Here is a 21364-nt window from a genome sequence, read left to right on the forward strand (position 1 = left end):
GTCTGTGGTCAACCGCTGCGCTCAGCGTTCGTTACTGAAAAGAGATAAAACCCGGGCCTTCTGCTGCTCAACAGCCATTTCCTGCACTTTCTGGCATTCAGCGAGCGCCGTTGCCGGGTAGTTAACGCACGGAATTTGTCGCGTTTTATCCTGCAGAACGCCCAGCGGATAGCCTGTTCCGGCATCCACCAGGGAAATCTTCTGTTCGACAGAAGCGGGTTCTCCGGGTGTACGGGGTTTCTCAATCATCTCAATGAGGAAATTAATCTGGTGCGTTGAGATGGGGTAGCCCAGGCCTGCCACATACCCCAGCATCGCGAGAGGCTTAACCTGCTTGCTGGTGGCCTCCCCGAAGTAAATCATGCGGTACAGAAAATAGCTTCCCCAGGGTTCGCGTGCGCCAAGCGCGCTGTGCATAAACCAGGCGCGGGAATCATGCACCTGGTCATCAAACAGCGCTCTCACCAGCCCGGAGGGAGCGTCTGCGTTATGGCGTTCACCCTGTACCGGGAACAGCGTGGCCAGGTGCGCTTCTCCTGCCGCTTTAATTTTTTTATATTCAACGGGCATATCATCCTGATTAAAGGCGTACACAAATCCCTTAAAGTAATCCAGCGCCGCATAGGTGAAGCTTTTTGTATGAGTGCGGGGGATCTGCTGATAATCCTCTTTAAATTCAATAGCAGCCTCTGAAAGCTGCGTTTGTCCAAGACGGGCATCGAAGTCTTTCGGGCCTGTCGATTGCAGTACAAACTCGCCCCTCTGTTTTTTGCTGATCTCATGAATACGCACCCGCTCAATGTCTTTTTGCGTTTTGGCACGCTCCCGCTCCCGTTCGGCCCTGACGGCGGGATCGCGATCTTTATCCTGATCGTTGGCGGCGGCGTCGCGGTAGAAGTTTTGCGTGCGGAAGGTGCCGTGAGCGTAGCGGCCGATTCGCCATGCGGTGATCCAGCCCGTTTGTCGCTCCAGCGCTTCAATAACGTTGATATCTGCGCGAACGGGGGAGTAGTGGGTGGTCTGTTCATCGGGAATGCCGGTTTTGCTGGGCGGCAGGTTAAGGGTGAGCTGCCGCCAGGCGTTGAAGCGCTGGATGACATCAGGCGAAATTTCAAACTCCTGAATTAGCTCCGCTGGCATGATTCGCCAGGGATTGGCTTTCAGGTCATCTGGAAGAGCAAGGGCACTAACCTTTAAAGGGGCTCCTGTGGCAAATGCTGCCGCATACATATCATTCAGCGCAATTTTTGACAGCAGAAGTACATCTTTTTCACCGCAAGCTTTTCCCTGGTCGCCAGGTGGATATCCCCCGCCCACATCCGAATGCATGCCGGGATAAACCACTTCAACGGCATATTCCGGATACCGACCATCTGTGCGGCAGATGGAATCAAGCGGAAAACACAGCCGCTGCTCGTGGGAAGAGACCAGGTGCACGCAGCGTTTAATCAGGGCGTTGTCCGGCAGCTCCATCGTGCCGTCGGCCCAGCTCATATGGCCTTCGGCCACCGGGGCGATGTGGGCGATGCCGACGGAGGCCACCGTATCCAGCAGCCCGAGAAACTCGATGCTGACGGGGATTTCGCCGTGCTCAGTGGCCAGGCAGAAGGGAAGCAGTGCACCTGCGCCGGACGGGGAAAGCAGCTGGTTCAGCCAGTTCACAAAGGCCCGGGCAGACGCTGCGCCGCGGGAAAACCCGTAGACATACAGCTTGATGCCCAGCAGCTTTGGTTTGCCGGGCTCGGGCTGGGTTAACGCGACGTGCAGCGTCTTACCTAACCCGTTGAGCAGCCGGAAAAACGCGGTATGGCGGCGGTATTCGCCCGACACTTTTGCTTCGGTATGGGTGGTGGCCATGGACTGGACGGCGAGCCAGTTTTCGTTATCACTCAGTTTATTCAGACCGAGAGTCTGGCGCAGGGCGTCAATGAGGCGCAGCAGCGCCCAGTTAATGCGCTCTTCACCACCAGTGGCATACTTGAGCCCCTCATCGCTGAAATCGAGATCCATCACCTCCGGAAAGGGCGTGCCCACGCCGGGCATATAATATTTGTAATACTGGTTGCCCGCCGAGCCCTCTTGATCAACCAGCTCCGCGGTATGGGCTCGCGAGCCGCCAGCATAGCCCTGCCCGATGGTGGCGCGAAACAGGCGGGCGATATTGGTGGGATGGGGTGGGGTGGATTCAAAGAGATCGTGGTTCAGGTTATTGCCCGTGCCGTCAAAAAACAGGCTGATATGCAGGGTCTTACAGCAGGGGGGGGCAACCCGGCGGTTAGCTGCCGCGCACAGTGCATCATGGTGCTGTATGTCCAGGCTGTCATGCTGTTTGCAGTTTTTGCCGATTACGGATTTCTCCGTTGGAAGTCTCCCGATTTCGGGAAATTCAGGTGGGTACCAGGCGCTGGCAGGATTTAATTTGGACATACTGTCGGCTTCTCCATTTGCACGCGTTCTTTGATGGGGTAGTCCGGGCTGCCGTAGGCGGCACAGCTGGTGGTGACCTTTACCTGGTCGCAGGGCAGGAAATGAACGGTGATGCCACAGGTTTTCTGGCCGGTGTAGTCGGGGAGAGGGACATTTAAAGAATGTTGTTTATTCCTCGCTTTAATGATTTTACGCCATTCACGGCGTCGCTCGGTATATTCCTGCCAGGCCTTGTAATAAGCTTTCTCATCCATCCCTTTGGTATCGGGCCTTTCAGGCTCAGGAATTTCGGGCACATCGCTGGCGAAGGCAACGCCGGTTTCCCAGTCAACCTGCACGGTCATGCCGGGCTGCCAGGGGCCTTTTACGCCAAAGCAGCAACCCCCGCCGCCGCCGGAATAGGGGTTGATAATATCGAGGCCAGACTGTCCGTTAACGCTGAAGCGGTTAATGGCCCAGCTGGTGTGGTTAATGGCTTCGATGGTGCCGCCCCCGCCGGGCGGCGTGGGCTCGGTTTTGACAGGCTTGTCGCACCCGGCCAGCACCAGAATGGCTGCCAGAAGGATAATTGAGTTTATTGAGGACATACTGTCGGCTTCTCCATTTGCACGCGTTCTTTGATGGGGTAGTCCGGGCTGCCGTAGGCGGCACAGCTGGTGGTGACCTTCACCTGGTCGCAGGGCAGGAAATGCACGGTGATGCCGCAGGTTTTCTGGCCGGTGTAGTCGGGCAGGGGAACGAGTCGGGTATGCTTCCTGCTGAACGCTTCAATTTTCTTGTACCATTCTTGTTTTTTATCGAAATATTCCTGTGCCAATTTGTATCTTTCTTCCCGGCTTTTACCTGTTAAAACAGGCCTTTCAGGCTCAGGAATTTCCGGCACATCGCTGGCGAAGGCGACGCCAGTTTCCCAGTCAACCTGCACGGTCATGCCGGGCTGCCACGGGCCCTTCACGCCAAAGCAGCAACCCCCGCCGCCGCCGGAATAGGGGTTGATAATATCGAGGCCGGACTGTCCGTTAACGCTGAAGCGGTTAATGGCCCAGCTGGTGTGGTTGATGGCTTCGATGGTGCCGCCCCCGCCGGGCGGGGTGGGCTCTGTTTTGACAGGCTTGTCGCATCCGTTGAGCAGCGTGATTGTGGCAATAAAAGCGATGAAATAGATTTTCATCTGTTTTCCCTAACGTAAATCACCATTTTGGTGAGCACAAAGAATAACCACTTCAGTATGAGGGTTAAATGATTTCCGTGGATTTTCAGACTTTGCCAACCGTTTGGTAATCTCTTAATTTGTCAGGGCTAAACCCTTTTCCCGTCACGATGAAATTCACCAAATTACTCAACAGCCGAAACGTGATCCCTGGCGCATTTTTGCGCGCATGAAAATATTTCCATTGTCACGCCGAAAAACCTGTGTTTGTATAAATTCTATCAATGATTCCAAACACAGGTCCCCAATGACTACATTCATGAACACCGCGACCCTACTAAAAACTGCGCCATCAGCCGCAGTGGTCGTCGTGCGTGTGGTGGTGGTCGTCGGCAATGCGCCGTAGGGACTGGAACAACACACGATTCCAAAACCCCGCCGGCGCAAACCGGGCGGGGTTTTTCGTTTAAACGCCTCCCGGAAAGTCGGCCCATAAAAGGACTGGAGCATGGCAATTTCGGGCACAACATCCACCAAGACGCGTTTCACCGGCGCGCAGCTGATCGTTCATTTACTGGAACGACAGGGCATCACCACGGTTGCGGGTATCCCTGGCGGGACAGTGCTGCCGCTGTATGATGCGTTAAGCCAAAGCACGCAGATCCGTCACGTACTGGCACGCCACGAGCAGGGCGCAGGTTTTATCGCCCAGGGCATGGCGCGTACGCAGGGTAAACCGGCGGTCTGTATGGCCTGTAGTGGGCCGGGCGCGACCAACCTGGTGACCGCTATCGCCGATGCGCGCCTCGACTCCATTCCCCTGATCTGCATTACCGGCCAGGTGCCGTCGTCGATGATTGGTACGGATGCGTTCCAGGAAGTGGACACCTACGGCATCTCTATCCCCATCACCAAACATAACTATTTAGTTCGCGATATCGCCGAACTTCCACAGGTTATCAGCGATGCGTTCCGCATTGCCCAGTCTGGCCGTCCGGGCCCGGTGTGGATAGACATTCCTAAGGATGTGCAAACCGCAGAAATCGACATCGACGTGCTGCCTGAGCCGGGCGGCCGTGCCCCTGCGCCAGAATTCAGTGCTGACAGCGTGCGTGATGCTGCGGCGATGATTAACGCTGCCAAACGCCCGGTGCTCTATCTGGGTGGCGGGGCGATCAACGCCTCAGAAGAGGTGCGCCAGTTCGCTGAAAAAGCCAACCTGCCCACCACCATGACCCTGATGGCGCTCGGCATGTTGCCAAAAGCGCACCCGCTGTCACTGGGGATGCTGGGAATGCACGGCGCGCGTAGCACCAACTATATCCTGCAAGAGTCTGATTTACTGATTGTTCTGGGTGCGCGTTTTGATGACCGGGCGATTGGTAAAACCGAACAGTTCTGCCCGAACGCCAAAATCATTCACGTGGATATCGACCGCGCTGAGCTTGGCAAAATCAAACAGCCGCATGTCGCGATTCAGGGTGATGTTGCCGAGGTACTGTCACAGCTGATCCCACAAACCGACGCGACAGGCCGTGAAGACTGGCGTCAGCTGGTGGCAGACCTGCAAAAAGAGTTCCCGGGCGCCATCCCGACCGAAGGCGACCCGCTCAGCCACTACGGGCTGATTAACGCCGTTGCTGCCTGCGTGGACGACAGCGCCATCATTACCACCGACGTGGGCCAGCATCAGATGTGGACTGCCCAGGCGTATCCGCTGAACCGTCCGCGCCAGTGGCTGACCTCCGGCGGCCTGGGCACCATGGGCTTTGGCCTGCCTGCGGCGGTAGGTGCGGCGCTGGCTAACCCGGATCGCAAGGTTATCTGCTTCTCCGGCGACGGCAGCCTGATGATGAACATTCAGGAAATGGCGACCGCGGCCGAAAACCAGTTAGACGTGAAAATCATTCTGATGAACAACGAAGCGCTGGGGCTTGTGCATCAGCAGCAGAGTCTGTTCTACAAGCAGGGCGTGTTTGCCGCGACCTACCCTGGTATGATCAACTTTATGCAGATTGCCGCCGGTTTTGGCCTGCATACCTGCGATCTGAACGCAGAAGAAGACGCGCACGCGGCGTTGCAGGAAGCGATTTCTCGCCCGGGCCCGGCGCTGATCCACGTGCGTATCGACGCGCAACAAAAAGTGTATCCGATGGTGCCGCCGGGTGCGGCAAATACTGAGATGGTGGGGGAATAAACCATGCAGAAACAACATGATAACGTCATTCTGGAACTCACCGTCCGTAACCACCCTGGCGTTATGACGCACGTTTGCGGGCTGTTTGCCCGCCGCGCGTTTAACGTAGAAGGCATCCTCTGTCTGCCGATTCAGGGCAGTGAACACAGCCGCATCTGGCTGCTTGTTAACGACGATCAACGTCTGGAACAGATGATGGCGCAGATCGATAAACTGGAAGATGTGACCAAAGTGGCGCGCAACCAGTCCGATCCCACCATGTTTAACAAAATTGCGGTGTTCTTCGAATAAATCGCTCATTGCTTGAACACCCACGCGCTTATCGTTAAGGTAAGCGCGTTTTTTTATCCGCCCGCCAGGAACGCGCCATGACCACCATCGCCCTTATCGACGACCACCTGATCGTCCGCTCCGGATTTGCCCAGCTTTTGAGCCTCGAACCTGATTTTCAGGTGGTGGCTGAGTTCGGTTCTGGCCGCGAGGCGTTGGCCGGTCTGCCCGGACGCGGGGTCCAGGTCTGTATCTGCGATATCTCAATGCCGGATCTCTCCGGGCTGGAGCTGTTAACCCAGTTGCCGAAAGGGATGTCGACCATCATGCTCTCGGTACACGACAGCCCGGCGCTGGTGGAACAGGCGCTTAACGCGGGAGCGCGTGGATTCCTTTCCAAACGCTGTAGCCCGGATGAACTGATTGCCGCCGTACGCACCGTGTCGACGGGGGGCTGTTACCTTACGCCGGATATTGCCATCAAGCTGGCGGCAGGACGCCAGGATCCGCTGACCCGACGCGAACGCCAGGTGGCGGAAAAACTCGCGCAGGGGATGGCGGTCAAAGAGATCGCCGCCGAACTGGGGTTGTCACCCAAAACCGTTCACGTTCACCGCGCCAACCTGATGGAAAAACTCGGTGTCAGCAATGATGTCGAGCTGGCGCGCCGCATGTTTGATACCTGGCAATGAGTCCCGTTTTCTCGCGGCTGATTGCCGTCATCGCCAGCTTTTTTATCTTCTCTGCCGCCTGGTTTTGCCTGTGGAGCATCAGCCTGCATCTGGTTGAACGCCCGGAACTGGCGGTGCTGCTGTTCCCGTTTGGCCTGCGTCTGGGATTGATGCTGCAATGCCCGCGTGGCTACTGGCCGGTGCTGCTCGGCGCCGAGTGGCTGATGCTGGTGTGGCTGGCGCAGGAAGTGTCTCTGGCGCATCTGCCATTATTGATGACCGGAAGCCTGCTTACGCTTCTCCCGGTTGCGCTTATCTCCCGCTACCGACACCAGCGGGACTGGCGCACGCTGCTGCGTCAGGGGGCGGCGCTGATTGCTGCCGCGCTGCTCCAGTCCCTGCCGTGGGTGGGTGAAAAAGAGATGCTCAACGCGCTGCTGCTCACCCTCACCGGCGGCCTGACGCTCGCGCCAACCTGCCTGGTTATCTGGCATTACCTCACCAGCACCGTCTGGCAGCCGCTCGGCCCGGGGCTGGTGTCTCAGCCGGTAAACTGGCGTGCGCGGCATCTCATCTGGTATCTGCTGTTGTTCGTGGTGAGCCTGTGGTTGCAGCTTGGCCTGCCTGCGGAGCTTTCACGCTTTACACCGTTTTGTCTGGCGCTGCCGATCATTGCGCTTGCCTGGCATTACGGCTGGCAGGGGGCGCTGATCGCCACGCTGATGAACGCCATTGCGCTGATTGCCAGCCAGACCTGGCACGATCATCCGGTAGATTTACTCCTTTCTCTGCTGGCGCAAAGCCTGACCGGGCTGCTGCTCGGGGCGGGCATTCAGCGCCTGCGTGAGCTGAACCAGTCGTTGCAAACCGAGCTGGCGCGCAACCGTCGTCTGGCAGAACGCCTGCTGGAAACCGAAGAGTCAGTGCGCCAGGAGGTGGCGCGTGAGCTGCACGACGACATCGGCCAGACCATCACCGCCATCCGCACCCAGGCGGGTATTGTTCAGCGCCTGGCGGCAGAAAACACAGGCGTGAAGCAGGGCGGGGCACATATCGAACAGCTTTCTCTCGGCGTGTATGATTCGGTGCGTCGCCTGCTGGGGCGGCTGCGTCCACGCCAGCTGGACGACCTTTCCCTTGAGCAGGCGGTGCGTTCCCTGATGCGCGAGATGGAGCTGGAAAGCCGCGGGATTGTCAGCCATCTTGAGTGGCACATTGATGAACCGGGGCTGAGTGAAGGCCAGCGCGTCACGCTGTTTCGCGTCTGCCAGGAAGGGCTGAATAATATCGTTAAGCACGCCAGCGCCAGCGCGGTAACCCTACAGGGCTGGCAGCAGGACGAACGCCTGATGCTGGTAATTGAAGACGATGGCTGCGGTTTGCCTCCGGGTTCAGGTCAGCAGGGTTTTGGCCTGGCGGGAATGCGCGAACGCGTAACGGCCCTCGGCGGTACATTGACCATCTCCTGCACCCACGGCACCCGCGTTAGCGTCAGCTTGCCGCTACGTTACGCTTAAGGACTCTCCATGTTTAAAACGCCTGCCAACGCCGCTCCGGTAAGCGATAAAGCGGAAATCGACGCCCGCTACCGCTACTGGCGACGCCATATCCTGGCAACCATCTGGCTCGGCTACGCGCTGTTCTACTTCACCCGCAAAAGTTTTAACGCCGCAGCCCCCGAAATCCTGGCCAGCGGCGTGATGGTACGCACCGATATCGGCCTGCTGGCGACGCTGTTTTACATCACCTACGGCCTGTCGAAGTTCTTCTCCGGTATCGTCAGCGACCACTCTAACGCCCGCTATTTTATGGGCTTCGGGCTGATTGCCACCGGGGTGGTGAATATTCTGTTTGGTTTTTCCACCTCGTTGTGGGCCTTCGCGCTGCTGTGGGCGCTGAACGCCTTTTTCCAGGGCTGGGGCGCGCCGGTCTGCGCCCGCCTGCTCACCACCTGGTATTCACGCAACGAACGTGGCGGCTGGTGGGCAATCTGGAATACCGCGCATAACGTTGGCGGCGCGCTGATCCCGATCGTGGTGGGTGCCGCGGCACTGCACTACGGCTGGCGGGCAGGAATGATGATTGCGGGCGGCCTGGCAATACTTGCCGGGGTGTTCCTGTGCTGGCGCTTGCGCGACCGGCCGCAGACCGTGGGGCTGCCGGCGGTGGGCGACTGGCGGCACGACGAAATGGAAATTGCCCAACAGCAGGAAGGTGCGGGGCTGACCCGCAAAGAGATCCTCACCAAATACGTGCTGAAAAACCCGTACATCTGGCTGCTGTCGCTGTGTTACGTGCTGGTCTACGTGGTGCGTGCGGCGATCAACGACTGGGGTAACCTGTACATGTCCGAGACGCTCGGCGTGGATCTGGTGACGGCTAACTCGGCGGTGACCATGTTCGAGCTGGGCGGGTTTATTGGCGCGCTGGTGGCGGGCTGGGGGTCGGACAAGCTGTTTAACGGTAACCGTGGCCCGATGAACCTGATTTTCGCCGCCGGGATATTGCTCTCGGTGGGCTCGCTGTGGCTGATGCCATTTGCCAGCTACGTGATGCAGGCCGCGTGCTTCTTCACCACCGGTTTCTTCGTGTTTGGCCCGCAGATGCTGATCGGTATGGCCGCGGCGGAGTGCTCGCACAAAGAGGCGGCAGGCGCGGCGACGGGCTTTGTCGGGCTGTTTGCCTATCTTGGCGCGTCGCTTTCCGGCTGGCCGCTGGCGCGGGTCATCGACATCTGGCACTGGAGCGGGTTTTTTGCGGTGATCGCTATCGCTGCGGGGATTTCCGCCCTGCTGTTGCTGCCATTTTTAAACGCTCAGGCCCCACGCGAAACCAGTGTGATGTGATGCGCCTCACCTTTTCGCCCCGAGTGGGGCAAAACTAGGAAATTTTCCCGGTTTCACCTGGACGCTGTCTCAGGCGTCTCTCCCGGCTGATTTTTACAATGCCTGCCATTCGCAGGTATAAAAATCAGCTCAGGAGCAAACCATGCTGGCCTTCTTAAACCAGGTACGTAAGCCGACCCTGGATCTGCCGCTCGATGTGCGGCGTAAAATGTGGTTCAAACCCTTCATGCAGTCCTACCTGGTGGTCTTTATTGGCTACCTGACCATGTACCTGATCCGCAAGAACTTTAACATCGCGCAGAACGACATGATCTCGACCTACGGGCTGAGCATGACGCAGCTGGGGATGATTGGCCTGGGCTTCTCCATCACCTACGGCGTGGGTAAAACGCTGGTTTCCTATTACGCCGACGGCAAAAATACCAAGCAGTTCCTGCCGTTTATGCTGATCCTCTCCGCCATCTGTATGCTCGGCTTTAGCGCCAGCATGGGCGCGGGCTCGGTCAGCTTGTTCCTGATGATTGCCTTCTACGCCCTGAGCGGTTTCTTCCAGAGTACCGGCGGGTCTTGCAGCTATTCCACCATCACCAAATGGACGCCGCGCCGTAAGCGTGGGTCGTATCTTGGCATGTGGAACATCTCCCACAACCTCGGTGGTGCGGGTGCGGCTGGCGTGGCGCTGTTCGGTGCTAACTATCTGTTCGATGGCCACGTGATCGGTATGTTTATCTTCCCGTCGATTATCGCCCTGATCGTTGGTTTTATCGGCCTGCGCTTTGGCAGCGACTCCCCGGAATCTTACGGTCTGGGCAAAGCTGAAGAGCTGTTTGGCGAGGAGATCAGCGAAGAGGACAAAGAAACCGAAGAAAACGAGATGACCAAATGGCAGATCTTTGTTGAGTACGTGCTGAAAAACAAAGTGATCTGGCTGTTATGTTTCTCGAACATCTTTCTGTACGTGGTGCGTATCGGTATCGACCAGTGGTCTACCGTGTATGCCTTCCAGGAGCTGAAGCTGTCCAAAGAAGTCGCGATCCAGGGCTTTACCCTGTTTGAAGTGGGCGCGCTGGTCGGCACGCTGCTGTGGGGCTGGCTTTCTGACCTTGCCAACGGACGTCGTGCGCTGGTGGCCTGTGTGGCGCTGGCCCTGATCATCGCGACCCTCGGTGTTTATCAACATGCCAGCAATCAGTACGTTTACCTCGCATCGCTGTTCGCGCTGGGTTTCCTGGTGTTTGGCCCGCAGCTGCTGATCGGCGTAGCCGCCGTTGGTTTCGTACCGAAAAAAGCGATCGGCGCTGCCGATGGGATTAAGGGCACCTTCGCGTATCTGATTGGTGACAGCTTCGCCAAGCTCGGTCTGGGGATGATCGCTGACGGCACGCCGATTTTCGGCCTCACCGGCTGGGCTGGCACCTTCGCCGCGCTGGATGCCGCAGCCATCGGCTGTATCGTCCTGATGGCAATGGTCGCGGTGCTGGAAGAACGTAAAATTCGCCGCGAAAACCGCGCGCAGAAGCAGAAATTGAAAGCAGCCTGAGTGTGCAGGTAACTTTTTGCCCGGCGTGATGCCGGGCTTTTTTTATTCACATAGTTATGTTCTAACCAAGAACATAAACATCCCCTGTGGATGGAGTGATTGCTTCCGGCAACCATAAATTGCCCCATTTCCCTGTACAATGGCAGCCCATTATTTTATCGGGTTTCAGGTCGTGCAAAAACTGCCTGATAGCCCAGAGCTTCCGGGGTGAGGCGCTACGCAGGTGAAAACCACCGAACAGAGCGTGAACATGATTAATGCCGGTTATTCTCTGGCAGTGACGCACAATATCATTCAGCCCTCGATGCCCACAGCCGATAAAAATAACCAACCCACGGTCAGATTTATAGATTAAAACCCCTTCGTCTTTTACATAATCCACTGTCGTATTTTTACCACCGATAACACCGTATGCGTGTGGCCTGGCTACTGGGATCTCGCCTGACCACATAAAACGTTCTCCAATTCGAAGCGGAGTGCTGCTGTATTCCATGTGATAACGGGAATAGTCATTATTCAGAGACAATTTTTTTATTCTGACGGTATACCCTGAAAACCTTATTGCCGAGTAGCGCTCGCTGGTCACGAGGGGGTGACATACGATCCGACATTTTTCAGGCAGCCACGGAACACCACCACAGTGGTCATAGTGGCCGTGAGAAAGCACGGCTGCGGTCAGGTTGGTTAAATCGATCCCCATCAGCGCTGCGTTATGGCAGAAACTATCATCAGGTCCGGTATCAAATAAAATGGAATCATTTTCATCCTGTATAAACAGGCTCAGCCCTGCTTTAGCGTGCAGTAATTTTTTAGCGCTGTAGCTAAGACGATTTTCCAGCAGGACGCTGATAGTTATGGACATATTCGCTCCTTCCCTGACATGAATATTCGCGATCGGCGGGCATGATTTTCATCGACAATACACCATTGATATGCGGCTTTCCGCCTTGCGCCTCAACGTTCAGACATATGGATGATCCTGGGTATTCCCATGTGGTACGGGTGGTTGGTTTACGCCCGCCCGCTGGTCTCCAGCAACAACTCCCTCAGCCACACCTGCGCCGGGTTTCGGTGCGTGCGTGCGTGCCAGGCCATGCTTTTGGTAAACCCTTGCACCGGAACCGGCGTGTCACACACAAACATATCCGCCCGGTTTTCGGCCATGCGCTGTGGCACGACGGCGATCATATCGCTGATGGCCAGCACCTCCGGCAGCACCAAAAAGCTGCTCACCGATAATCCCACGCGTCGCTCGCGCCCGGCCTTTGCCAGCGCATCGTCGGTCACACCGTGGAAGCTTTCGCCCTCGTAAGACACCAGCACATGCTCCAGAGTACAAAAGCGCTCAAGTGAAAGCGGTTTGCCTGCATCCGGGTGATCGGCACGCATCATGCAGACGTACCGTTCATCATAAAGCGCGCGGCTGTGGAGCTCATCCGGTGTGGTGTGCGGCGTCAGCAGGGCGAGGTCGATTTTCCCCTGCTCAAGCTGGGTGACGAGTCGATCTGGCTCTACCGGCACCACGCGCACGCGGATGTAAGGGGCTTGCACCTTCAGGGCGGCGATAAACGGCACGATCACCGCGCGCAACGCGTAATCCGTGGCGGCGAGGGTAAAGGTCTGTCTGGCGATGAGCGGATCAAAGTCGATAGGCTGCAACAGCACATCGATATCCGCCAGAATGCGCTTGATAGGCGCGGCCAGCGCTTCCGCACGGATGGTTGGCACAATGCCGTGTGGGGCGCGGATAAACAACGGGTCGTCGAAGTAATCCCGCAGGCGGTTCAGCATCCCGCTCACCGCAGGCTGTGTAAGGGCAAGACGCGCTGCGGCGCGGGTGACGCTGCGTTCGTCCAGCAGGGCATCCAGCGTTTTCAACAGGTTGAGATCCAGGGTGCGCAGATCCGCTTTCATGAGGTTATTCCACCTTTTTTCAGTTCACTATTATGGCGCTGCCTGCTGTTGACGCTGCGCGTTTCCCGATATGATGAGCGGCTAATTTAAGGAGAACGCATGGTCTGGATAATGCTGGCAACCCTCGTGGTGGTGTTCGTGGTCGGATTTCGGATCCTGACCTCTGATTCCCGCCGCGCGATCAAACGATTAAGCGAGCGTCTGGGTATCACTCTGGTGCCGGTAGAATCGATGATCGATCAGTTTGGTAAAACGCCCGGCAATGAGTTTATCCGCTACCTTGAGCGCCCGGACGAAGCGCATCTGCAAAACGCGGCGCAGGTGCTGCTGATCTGGCAGGTCTGTATCGTCAACGGCAGCGAAGAGAACCTGCATACCTGGCATCGGCTGCTGCGTAAAGCCCGTCTTGCCGCGCCAATCACCGATGCGCAAATCCGCCTCGCGCTGGGCTTTATGCGCGAGATGGAGCCAGATCCGCAGGAACTTAATGCCTTCCAGCTGCGTTATAACCAGCTTTTCTTGCCGCAAGAGGGCGTGTTTTACCTGCACTGATATCACGAATCGTGATGAAGAGTATAAAACATCATCATTAGATTTATACCACCCGTGAGCGCAACATCACCTCATCAACAACATGACGAGGTGAACCATGAAACAATCCGCGATTATTTGGCCGAACGACTATCTGCCAGGTACCACTGATAACTTTGCATCTAACGAAATCATCGTTGCCGGGCTGAGCGCCAAAGAGATTTGGGTGCAGCTCAACGACACGGCCCTGTGGCCGGGCTACTACAGCAACGCTGAGGATATCCGTTTCCACGACGGCAGCGGCCCTGAACTGAGTGCCAACGCCCGTTTCCGCTTCACCACCTTTGGCTTCCCGGTTGAAGCGCAGGTGACGGAATATGTGCCGCCGGTTGACGGTGAAGCGGCGCGTATCGCCTGGCACGGCTGGGTGGAGGGCGAGGCGAACTCGCGTCTGGACGTGATCCACGCGTGGCTGTTTGAAGACCTGCCCGGTAACCGCGTGCGCATTCTGACTCAGGAGTCGCAGAAAGGTGTTCCGGCGCAGGAATTAGCACGCACCGTGCCGAACCCGATGATTAACGGACACCAGGAGTGGATCGTCGGGCTGGCGAATGCCGCGATGAAAGAAAAGTTGTCAAAACGTTAAATTCGTCACACTTTTGATGATAAACTGCGCAGCTTTTCCGCACATTTATCTTCAGGTGACGCCATGACCGAACATATCCAGACCACGACCAGACCGCAGACCAAAGAGGTTTCACGCCCGAACTGGTCGGCGGTTTTCTCCGTGGCATTCTGCGTGGCCTGCCTGATTACCGTCGAGTTTTTACCGGTCAGCCTGCTGACGCCAATGGCGCAGGATCTGGGTATTTCCGAAGGCGTAGCGGGGCAGTCTGTTACTGTGACCGCGTTTGTGGCGATGTTCGCCAGCCTGTTTATCACCCAGGTAATTGGCACGATCGACCGCCGCAAAGTGGTCATTCTTTTTAGCGTGCTATTGACGCTCTCCTGCCTGCTGGTTTCTTTTGCCAATAACTTTACCCTGCTGCTGCTTGGGCGCGCCTGTCTGGGATTAGGGCTGGGCGGCTTCTGGGCAATGTCGGCATCCCTCACCATGCGTCTGGTGCCTGCGCGCACGGTGCCTAAAGCCTTGTCCGTTATCTTTGGCGCCGTGTCTATCGCACTGGTGATCGCCGCGCCGCTGGGCAGTTTCCTGGGCGGGATTATCGGCTGGCGAAATGTGTTTAACGCAGCGGCTGTCATGGGTTTGCTGTGCATTATCTGGGTGTGGAAAGCGTTGCCGTCCCTGCCGGGTGAGGCGGCACATCACAAACAGAATATGTTCAGCCTGCTGAAACGCCCGGGCGTGCTGGCGGGGATGAGCGCCATCTTTATGGCCTTTGCCGGGCAGTTTGCCTTCTTTACCTATATCCGTCCGGTGTTTATGACCATGGCCGGTTTTGATGTGGATGGTCTGACGCTGGTGCTGTTGAGCTTCGGCATTGCCAGCTTTATCGGTACGTCCCTGTCGTCCCAGTTCCTGAAACGCTCCCTGAAAGTGGCGCTGGCGGGTGCCCCGCTGGTGCTGGCGATAAGCGCGGCGGTGCTGGTACTGTGGGGTAGCGATAAATGGGTCGCGTCGGCGATTGCGATTATCTGGGGCTTTGCCTTTGCGCTGGTACCGGTGGGCTGGTCAACGTGGATCACCCGCTCTCTGGCCGATCAGGCCGAAAAAGCCGGGTCGATTCAGGTGGCGGTGATTCAGCTGGCGAATACCTGTGGCGCGGCGGTGGGCGGCATTGCGCTTGACCATATCGGGTTGACGTCGCCGCTGGTGATTTCCGGCACGCTGATGCTACTGACGGCGCTGCTGGTGGCAGGGAAAGTTAAGGCGAAATAGTTAAAATGTCCCCCTTCTCCCGCACAGGGGAAAAGGGGGAAAAGATTACGGACGTTCGCCCTTTGCCAGGCGAGCGTTGATATCGGCAATGACTTCCGGCAGCGCTGCCAGTGAATCCACCACGTAGTGCGCCCCTGCGGCATACAGCTTCGCGGCTGCCCCCTCACGGCGGGTGGCGATCTCTTGCGGCGACATCGATTGATACTCTTCCCAGGTTGCACCAAACTCGTTGCCGGAAACCGCCAGCCCAACGCTCCACATCCCGGCATGAATGCCTTCTTCAATCCCCGGAGCCGCATCGTCTACCTTGACGCAGTGCGCCACATCGTCGATACCCAGGGTGATAACATTTTGCAGCGCCATCCACGGCCCAGGGCGACCGCCAGGTGCAAGATCGTCAGTGGCGACCCAGCAGTCCGGTGCATAACCTTGCGCGGCTGCGGCTGGCACCAGCTTTTCCATCACGGCACGCGGGTAGCCCGAGCAGGAGCCAATCTTTATCTGTTGAGCGCGCAGAGTAGCGATCGTGTCGACAACACCCTCAATAGGTGCCGCAAAATCGACAACTTTGGCGATTTGCAGCGGCATAAAGGTGGCGTAGATTTTATCGATGTCGCCTGCCGTCATTGCACGGCCAAATTTTGCCTGCCAGCGGGCATCCACGGAAGGTAATTTCCCTAAGGCCTCAATGTGTTGCCATTTTCCCAGCCCCATCGGGACGCGCGCTTCGGCAAGCGTAACGTCCACATCAAATGCCCGACGAAACGCTTCCACAAAAATCTGCGTGGGTGCGAAGGAGCCAAAGTCGACGGTAGTCCCCGCCCAGTCGAGAATAACGGCGTTAATACGTTTCATGGTGGCTCCTTATTTTTTCCAGTACATCGCGTGTTTGATGGCGTTCAGCAGGGAGATGATATCGCGCTCGTACACCTCGCCAATGTTGCCGATACGGAAGCAGTCGCTTTGGGATACTTTCCCCGGGTAGATGACAAAACCTTGTTCTTTCAGGCGCGAATAGAACTCTTTGAAACGGTATTGCGCATCATCCGGTGAGTAAAATGCGGTGATGATCGGGGAGTGAAATACATCGTCCAGCAGAGTCCTGAAGCCCAGCTCGCGCATCCCGCTAACCAGTGCTTGCTGATTCTGAAGGTAGCGTCGGTAGCGTGCCGCCACGCCGCCTTCTTCGGCCAGCTCCGCCAGCGCCTGGGCAAACGCCAGCACCGTATGCGTCGGAGAGGTAAAACGCCATTTGCCGTGATTGTCCTCCATGCAGCGCCACTGGGCGTAGAGATCGAGGGACAGTGAGCGGGAATGGCCTGCACAGGCTTCCAGCTTCGCGGTGCGGGCAATCACAAAAGCAAACCCCGGCACGCCCTGAATACACTTGTTGGCGGAGCTGATCAGGAAATCAATGTTGAGTTCGGCCACATCCAGCGGGATGCCGCCGAAGCTGCTCATGGCATCGACGATATAGGTTTTAGCGTACTGGCGCGCCAGTACGCCCACTTCAGCAATCGGGTTCAGGATCCCGGTGGTCGTTTCGCAATGCACCATCGCAATATGGCTGATGGCGGTATCCTCTTTCAGGATCGCTTCCAGGGTTTGTACCTCCGGGCGGGCGACTTCACCGCAGTCGTATACGCGGTGGGCTATGCCCATCAGCTCTGCCATTTCCGCCATTCGCGCACCGTATGCACCGTTGCTGACGATCAGCACTTTATTGTCTGCACCGATGGCGCTGCCGAGCACGGCTTCAACCGCGTAGCTGCCGCTGCCCTGTAGCAGGACAGAGGTGTAACCCTCCGCTCGGGTGGCGAGGGCGGTGAGCTGTTGACGGATTTTCTCGACCACGCCGAGATTGTAGTCATCATCCCAGGTGCAGCTGTCGAACAGCATTGCCTCTTTCACGCTGCGGGAGGTGGTCAGTGGGCCGGGGGTCAGCAGCAGATAGTTACGCGAAGTCATGTTTTTCACCTATTGGTCTATACCAGATTTGGCGTTATGATGGCGATAATCCCGCCAACCGGTCAACGGGAAAAGGGTGTTGCAACAAAAAATTCATCAACGTCTGTATAATGTCGCCAGGAAAACGCGACGGCGAGTGAGCATGAAATCAATACCCGGTGATATCCCACAATACCTGTTAATCAAGGCGCAGTTGCAGGCACGTATTCAGAGCGGTGCGCTGAAAAGTGGCGATAAGCTGCCTTCTGAGCGTGAACTGTGCGCGATCTTCAACACCACGCGTATCACCATTCGCGAAAGCCTGTCGCAGCTGGAAGCCAGCGGCGCCATCTACCGCGCCGACCGCCGCGGCTGGTTTGTGACGCCAGAACGCTTGTGGCTTGATCCCACCCAGAACACTAACTTCCATAAGCTCTGCCACGAGCAGGGACGCGAGCCGAAAACGGTGCTGCTTAACGGCGTGCTGACCACGGTGCCGGTGGAGGTGATGGGGCCGTTGCAGCTCCAGCCTTTTGACCAGATTTACCTGCTGACGCGCCTACGCTATGCCGATGGCCGCGCCATCTGCTACAGCGAAAACCACTGTCTGCCTGCCCGCGTGCCGGAGCTGCTGCACCACGATCTCAACGGCAGCCTGACTGAGGTCTACGAAGCCGAATACAACCTTGTCTATACCAGTATGCATCTGTCGTTCTACCCTACGGCTATGCCTTCTCAGGCTGCGCAGGCTCTGGGGGTGATGGAAGGGCGCCCGGCCTTATTGCTGAAGCGCCTCAACTATGACCAGCACGGGCGCGTGCTCGATTTCGATATCGAATACTGGCGTCACGATAGCCTGCGAATTGAAGTTGATACCCACTAAATAAATCTTTCATCGTTTTGTCACATTAGCCGTTTAGCGTTTAAAGCAAATCTGGTATAGGCCAGAAAACATAAACGACTCCATGAGGCTTTAACGATGAAACTCTCCCGACTCGCTCTGATCTCTGCCTTTGCTCTCGCCAGCACCCCGGTGTGGGCAGATTCCGTTGTCACGGTCTACTCCATTGACGGTCTGCATGATGGTGATAACAGCTGGTATCAGGCGCAGTTCGATGCCTTTACCAAAGCCACCGGCATTACCGTGCGTTACGTGGAAGGCGGTGGTGGCGTGGTGGTAGAGCGTCTGGCGAAAGAGCGTACGAATCCGCAGGCGGATGTGTTGGTTACTGCACCGCCGTTCATTCAGCGTGCGGCGGCCGACAAACTGCTGGCCAGCTTTAAAACGGACTCTGCCGCAGCCATCCCCGGTTCGACCGACTTCTATTCACCGCTGGTGAAGAACTACCTGAGCTTTATCTACAACGGCAGCGTGCTGAAAGCGGCCCCGGCCAGCTGGCAGGAACTGCTCGACGGCAAATTCAAAAACAAGCTGCAATACTCGACGCCGGGCCAGGCGGCAGACGGCACGGCGGTCATGCTACAGGCCTTCCACAGCATGGGCAGCAAAGACGCAGGCTTTGACTATCTTGGCAAACTGCAGGCCAACAACGTTGGGCCATCGGCCTCTACCGGCAAGCTGACCGCGCTGGTCAACAAAGGTGAGCTGTACGTGGCGAACGGCGATCTGCAAATGAATCTGGCGCAGATGGAACGCAACCCGAATGTGAAGATCTTCTGGCCGGCGGATGCGAAAGGTGAACGCAGCGCGCTGGCACTGCCGTATGTGATTGGTTTAGTCCAGGGCGCACCAGAAAGCGAAAACGGCAAAAAACTGATTAACTTCCTGCTGAGTAAAGAGGCACAAACGGCTGTGAGCGCGCTCTCCTGGGGAATGCCGGTTCGCAGCGACGTGACGCCGACGGATGACCACTACAAGGCCGCCACTGCTGCACTTAACGGCGTGAAAAGCTGGGAACCGAACTGGGATGAGGTCGCCACATCGCTTTCCGCCGATATTTCCCGCTGGCATAAAGTGACCGACAGCGAGTAAGCCTGATGCTGATGAAAACCTCTACCCTTCACGCCCCGCCGCTGGCGGGGTCATCGGGGATTGTCCTCGACTCTCTGCGCGTGGCGTACCACGGAAATATGGTGCTCAAGCCGCTCTCATTAACCATCGAGCCGGGTGAAGTGCTGGCGCTGATTGGTCCGTCAGGCTCCGGCAAAACGACAGTGCTACGTGCTGTGGCGGGTTTTGTCCAGCCTGCGGGCGGGCGCATTCTGATTGGTGATACGGATGTCACCCATCTGCCGCCCTACAAGCGCGGGCTGGCGATGGTGGTGCAGAACTACGCGTTGTTCCCGCATCTGAAGGTTGAGGACAACGTTGCTTTCGGATTGCGGGCGCAAAAGCAGCCGAAAGCCCTGATTAACGATCGCGTGACCGAGGCGCTCAAAATTGTCGGGATGAGCGACTACGCGACGCGCTACCCCCATCAGCTTTCCGGCGGGCAGCAGCAGCGCGTGGCGATTGCCCGTGCGATTGCCGTACGCCCGCGCGTATTGTTGTTGGATGAACCACTTTCTGCGCTGGATGCGCAGATCCGCCACAACATGGTGGAAGAGATTGCGCGTTTACACCGTGAGCTGCCTGAACTGACCATTCTCTACGTGACGCACGATCAGACCGAGGCGCTTACTCTGGCAGATAAAATCGGCATCATGAAGGACGGGTCGATGATTGCTCACGGCGAAACTCGCGCGCTCTATCACCATCCGCCGAATCGCTTTGCAGCGGAGTTCCTCGGGCGGGCGAACATCCTTCAGGCGACGGCGCTGGGCAATGTTTCTGCGCCGGGGCTGGTGGGAGTGAGCTGTGGTGGAACGGTGATCCGTGCCTGGAGTCAGGGCGTGAAGCACGGACATAACAAACTGCTCTGTATTCGCCCGCAGCATATGAGCCTGACGCCGCGTTCGGCCAACAGCAACCGTCTGAACGCAACGCTGCAATCGGTTCACTGGCAGGGGGATTTAACCCATTTGCTGTGTGACGTAGCCGGTGAACCGGTGCGTATTGTGATGACGCACGTCAACCCGCTGCCGCAGCCAGGTGATCCGCTGGCGCTGTGGTTTGAGCCTGACGATGCGGTTCTGATTGAGGTGTAATGATGTCGCTCTCTCTGACGCTGGAAAAAACCGCCCCCGCCCTGCGCCCGATGCTGTGGCTGGCATTGCCATTACTGGTTCTGGGTACGCTCTTTTTCTATCCCTTACTGCTTATCGCCGAGCAGGCACTGCGCAACACCAGTGGGCATATCGGGCTGGAGACCTTCTGGCAGGTGGTGGAGTCAAAACGTTTTGCCAGCGCGCTGCTGAATACTCTGCAGATTGCGTTGTCTGCAACTGCCGGGTGCCTGATTCTGGGCAGCGTGATGTCCCTGATCCTGGTGTTTATCCCCTTTCCGGGCAGCGGCCTGATTGGCCGGGTGGTGGATACCTTTATCGCCCTGCCAACCTTTCTGATCACGCTGGCGTTCACCTTTGTTTACGGTTCCGCCGGGCTGCTCAACGGCACGTTGATGAGTCTGTTTGATTTTGACCTTCCGCCCGTCGATTTTCTCTACTCCATGCAGGGGGTGATTCTGGCGGAGATCACCGTCTTCACGCCGCTGGTGATGCGCCCGCTGATGGCCGCCCTGCGGCAGATCGATACCAGTCAGCTGGAAGCGGCCAGCATTCTCGGTGCCCATCCGGCGCGCGTTATTGCACAGGTGATTTTCCCTGCGGCGCTCCCTGCGCTGATGGCGGGCGGCAGCCTGTGCCTGCTGTTAACCACCAATGAGTTTGGCATCGTGCTGTTTATTGGTGCGAAAGGGGTGAATACCTTGCCGATGATGGTCTATAGCAAAGCGATCCTTGAATCGGACTACAGCGTGGCGTGCATGATTGCCCTGATTAATATTGTGCTGTCGCTGGGGCTGTTTGCGCTCTATCGCCTGGCGGCATCGCGTACTGGCGTAAGGAGTTAA

At 57.3% G+C, this 21364-nt stretch carries 21 protein-coding genes; 14 read left to right on the forward strand and 7 right to left on the reverse strand.

What is annotated here, in order from left to right; genetic code table 11:
* Positions 1–21: 21 nt before the first annotated feature.
* Genes M987_RS06045 through tli1a (M987_RS06055) form a run of 3 tightly spaced genes read right to left on the reverse strand, consistent with a single transcriptional unit; the run spans position 22 to position 3598 of the window.
* Complete coding sequence (locus M987_RS06045) at positions 22–2427, reverse strand: T6SS phospholipase effector Tle1-like catalytic domain-containing protein (protein WP_014068273.1); 2406 nt, start codon at positions 2425–2427, stop codon at positions 22–24.
* Positions 2415–3014, reverse strand: a complete 600-nt coding sequence (tli1a, locus tag M987_RS06050) for a Tli1a family immunity protein (RefSeq protein WP_014068274.1) — start codon at positions 3012–3014, stop codon at positions 2415–2417. The genes M987_RS06045 and tli1a (M987_RS06050) overlap by 13 nt, the downstream gene beginning before the upstream one ends.
* On the reverse strand, positions 3002–3598 hold the full coding sequence (tli1a, locus tag M987_RS06055; protein WP_014068275.1) for a Tli1a family immunity protein: 597 nt from the start codon (positions 3596–3598) through the stop codon (positions 3002–3004). The genes tli1a (M987_RS06050) and tli1a (M987_RS06055) overlap by 13 nt, the downstream gene beginning before the upstream one ends.
* A 286-nt stretch (positions 3599–3884) precedes the next feature.
* Between tli1a (M987_RS06055) and ivbL the strand changes: the two genes are divergently transcribed.
* The 7 genes from ivbL (at position 3885) to uhpT (ending at position 11101) form a co-directional block, all read left to right on the forward strand.
* Positions 3885–3983, forward strand: coding sequence for an ilvB operon leader peptide IvbL (gene ivbL / locus M987_RS23800; RefSeq protein WP_014068276.1), 99 nt, complete (start codon positions 3885–3887; stop codon positions 3981–3983).
* A 102-nt stretch (positions 3984–4085) separates the two neighbouring features.
* Positions 4086–5774, forward strand: a complete 1689-nt coding sequence (ilvB, locus tag M987_RS06060) for an acetolactate synthase large subunit (RefSeq protein ID WP_014068277.1) — start codon at positions 4086–4088, stop codon at positions 5772–5774.
* Positions 5775–5777: 3 nt separating this feature from the next.
* On the forward strand, positions 5778–6065 hold the full coding sequence (gene ilvN / locus M987_RS06065; RefSeq protein WP_010426528.1) for an acetolactate synthase small subunit: 288 nt from the start codon (positions 5778–5780) through the stop codon (positions 6063–6065).
* A gap of 77 nt (positions 6066–6142) precedes the next feature.
* Positions 6143–6736, forward strand: a complete 594-nt coding sequence (uhpA, locus tag M987_RS06070) for a response regulator transcription factor UhpA (protein ID WP_014068278.1) — start codon at positions 6143–6145, stop codon at positions 6734–6736.
* The gene (gene uhpB / locus M987_RS06075) at positions 6733–8232 is read left to right on the forward strand and encodes a signal transduction histidine-protein kinase/phosphatase UhpB (protein ID WP_014068279.1); all 1500 of its coding nucleotides are present in this window, start codon (positions 6733–6735) and stop codon (positions 8230–8232) included. Before uhpA ends, uhpB begins: the two co-directional genes overlap by 4 nt.
* Positions 8233–8241: 9 nt before the next feature.
* Complete coding sequence (uhpC, locus tag M987_RS06080; protein ID WP_014068280.1) at positions 8242–9561, forward strand: MFS transporter; 1320 nt, start codon at positions 8242–8244, stop codon at positions 9559–9561.
* 142 nt (positions 9562–9703) lie between these two features.
* Positions 9704–11101 carry a hexose-6-phosphate:phosphate antiporter UhpT gene (gene uhpT / locus M987_RS06085; RefSeq protein WP_014068281.1) on the forward strand — a complete coding sequence of 466 codons (1398 nt, stop codon included), beginning with the start codon at positions 9704–9706 and terminating at the stop codon, positions 11099–11101.
* A gap of 61 nt (positions 11102–11162) precedes the next feature.
* On the opposite strand, the gene M987_RS06090 is transcribed toward uhpT, so the two are convergent.
* Both M987_RS06090 and M987_RS06095 read right to left on the reverse strand, forming a co-directional pair.
* Positions 11163–11963: an MBL fold metallo-hydrolase gene (locus tag M987_RS06090; RefSeq protein WP_014068282.1), complete on the reverse strand. Its 801-nt coding sequence runs from the start codon at positions 11961–11963 to the stop codon at positions 11163–11165.
* A 149-nt stretch (positions 11964–12112) separates the two neighbouring features.
* Positions 12113–13015 carry a LysR family transcriptional regulator gene (locus tag M987_RS06095; RefSeq protein ID WP_014068283.1) on the reverse strand — a complete coding sequence of 301 codons (903 nt, stop codon included), beginning with the start codon at positions 13013–13015 and terminating at the stop codon, positions 12113–12115.
* A 99-nt stretch (positions 13016–13114) separates the two neighbouring features.
* On the opposite strand from M987_RS06095, the gene M987_RS06100 reads away from it, so the two are divergent.
* From M987_RS06100 to nepI, 3 genes are all read left to right on the forward strand, one after another.
* The gene (locus tag M987_RS06100; RefSeq protein WP_014068284.1) at positions 13115–13567 is read left to right on the forward strand and encodes a DUF1198 domain-containing protein; all 453 of its coding nucleotides are present in this window, start codon (positions 13115–13117) and stop codon (positions 13565–13567) included.
* Between the two features lie 97 nt (positions 13568–13664).
* A complete protein-coding gene (locus M987_RS06105) occupies positions 13665–14192 on the forward strand; it encodes an SRPBCC family protein (RefSeq protein ID WP_014068285.1) in 528 nt (175 codons plus the stop codon).
* 63 nt (positions 14193–14255) lie between these two features.
* Positions 14256–15446 carry a purine ribonucleoside efflux pump NepI gene (nepI, locus tag M987_RS06110; RefSeq protein ID WP_014068286.1) on the forward strand — a complete coding sequence of 397 codons (1191 nt, stop codon included), beginning with the start codon at positions 14256–14258 and terminating at the stop codon, positions 15444–15446.
* A 45-nt stretch (positions 15447–15491) separates the two neighbouring features.
* Here the strand turns inward: nepI and phnX are convergent, their stop codons facing one another.
* The gene (gene phnX, locus M987_RS06115) at positions 15492–16301 is read right to left on the reverse strand and encodes a phosphonoacetaldehyde hydrolase (RefSeq protein WP_014068287.1); all 810 of its coding nucleotides are present in this window, start codon (positions 16299–16301) and stop codon (positions 15492–15494) included.
* Between the two features lie 9 nt (positions 16302–16310).
* The gene (gene phnW / locus M987_RS06120; protein ID WP_014068288.1) at positions 16311–17414 is read right to left on the reverse strand and encodes a 2-aminoethylphosphonate--pyruvate transaminase; all 1104 of its coding nucleotides are present in this window, start codon (positions 17412–17414) and stop codon (positions 16311–16313) included.
* 142 nt (positions 17415–17556) lie between these two features.
* Here phnW and phnR point away from each other — a divergent pair, with 142 nt between their 5' ends.
* The 4 genes from phnR to phnU all read left to right on the forward strand — a co-directional run bounded on the left by phnR (position 17557) and on the right by phnU (position 21364).
* Complete coding sequence (phnR, locus tag M987_RS06125) at positions 17557–18276, forward strand: phosphonate utilization transcriptional regulator PhnR (RefSeq protein WP_014068289.1); 720 nt, start codon at positions 17557–17559, stop codon at positions 18274–18276.
* 96 nt (positions 18277–18372) lie between these two features.
* A complete protein-coding gene (phnS, locus tag M987_RS06130; RefSeq protein WP_014068290.1) occupies positions 18373–19386 on the forward strand; it encodes a 2-aminoethylphosphonate ABC transporter substrate-binding protein in 1014 nt (337 codons plus the stop codon).
* 5 nt (positions 19387–19391) lie between these two features.
* The gene (gene phnT / locus M987_RS06135; RefSeq protein WP_014068291.1) at positions 19392–20501 is read left to right on the forward strand and encodes a 2-aminoethylphosphonate ABC transport system ATP-binding subunit PhnT; all 1110 of its coding nucleotides are present in this window, start codon (positions 19392–19394) and stop codon (positions 20499–20501) included.
* Between the two features lie 2 nt (positions 20502–20503).
* A complete protein-coding gene (phnU, locus tag M987_RS06140; protein ID WP_014068292.1) occupies positions 20504–21364 on the forward strand; it encodes a 2-aminoethylphosphonate ABC transporter permease subunit in 861 nt (286 codons plus the stop codon).

The organism is Enterobacter soli ATCC BAA-2102, from assembly GCF_001654845.1.
Classification (GTDB): domain Bacteria; phylum Pseudomonadota; class Gammaproteobacteria; order Enterobacterales; family Enterobacteriaceae; genus Enterobacter; species Enterobacter soli.

Coding starts and splice junctions, on each gene's coding strand:
- phnT (WP_014068291.1), top strand. CDS start 19,392: ATGCTGATGAAAACCTCTACCCTTCACGCCCCGCCGCTGGCGGGGTCA.
- phnX (WP_014068287.1), bottom strand. CDS start 16,301: ATGAAACGTATTAACGCCGTTATTCTCGACTGGGCGGGGACTACCGTC.
- M987_RS06100 (WP_014068284.1), top strand. CDS start 13,115: ATGGTCTGGATAATGCTGGCAACCCTCGTGGTGGTGTTCGTGGTCGGA.
- M987_RS06105 (WP_014068285.1), top strand. CDS start 13,665: ATGAAACAATCCGCGATTATTTGGCCGAACGACTATCTGCCAGGTACC.
- M987_RS06090 (WP_014068282.1), bottom strand. CDS start 11,963: ATGTCCATAACTATCAGCGTCCTGCTGGAAAATCGTCTTAGCTACAGC.
- phnS (WP_014068290.1), top strand. CDS start 18,373: ATGAAACTCTCCCGACTCGCTCTGATCTCTGCCTTTGCTCTCGCCAGC.
- M987_RS06045 (WP_014068273.1), bottom strand. CDS start 2,427: ATGTCCAAATTAAATCCTGCCAGCGCCTGGTACCCACCTGAATTTCCC.
- ilvN (WP_010426528.1), top strand. CDS start 5,778: ATGCAGAAACAACATGATAACGTCATTCTGGAACTCACCGTCCGTAAC.
- ilvB (WP_014068277.1), top strand. CDS start 4,086: ATGGCAATTTCGGGCACAACATCCACCAAGACGCGTTTCACCGGCGCG.
- uhpA (WP_014068278.1), top strand. CDS start 6,143: ATGACCACCATCGCCCTTATCGACGACCACCTGATCGTCCGCTCCGGA.
- tli1a (WP_014068274.1), bottom strand. CDS start 3,014: ATGTCCTCAATAAACTCAATTATCCTTCTGGCAGCCATTCTGGTGCTG.
- phnU (WP_014068292.1), top strand. CDS start 20,504: ATGTCGCTCTCTCTGACGCTGGAAAAAACCGCCCCCGCCCTGCGCCCG.
- tli1a (WP_014068275.1), bottom strand. CDS start 3,598: ATGAAAATCTATTTCATCGCTTTTATTGCCACAATCACGCTGCTCAAC.
- ivbL (WP_014068276.1), top strand. CDS start 3,885: ATGACTACATTCATGAACACCGCGACCCTACTAAAAACTGCGCCATCA.
- uhpB (WP_014068279.1), top strand. CDS start 6,733: ATGAGTCCCGTTTTCTCGCGGCTGATTGCCGTCATCGCCAGCTTTTTT.
- phnR (WP_014068289.1), top strand. CDS start 17,557: ATGAAATCAATACCCGGTGATATCCCACAATACCTGTTAATCAAGGCG.
- phnW (WP_014068288.1), bottom strand. CDS start 17,414: ATGACTTCGCGTAACTATCTGCTGCTGACCCCCGGCCCACTGACCACC.
- nepI (WP_014068286.1), top strand. CDS start 14,256: ATGACCGAACATATCCAGACCACGACCAGACCGCAGACCAAAGAGGTT.
- uhpT (WP_014068281.1), top strand. CDS start 9,704: ATGCTGGCCTTCTTAAACCAGGTACGTAAGCCGACCCTGGATCTGCCG.
- M987_RS06095 (WP_014068283.1), bottom strand. CDS start 13,015: ATGAAAGCGGATCTGCGCACCCTGGATCTCAACCTGTTGAAAACGCTG.
- uhpC (WP_014068280.1), top strand. CDS start 8,242: ATGTTTAAAACGCCTGCCAACGCCGCTCCGGTAAGCGATAAAGCGGAA.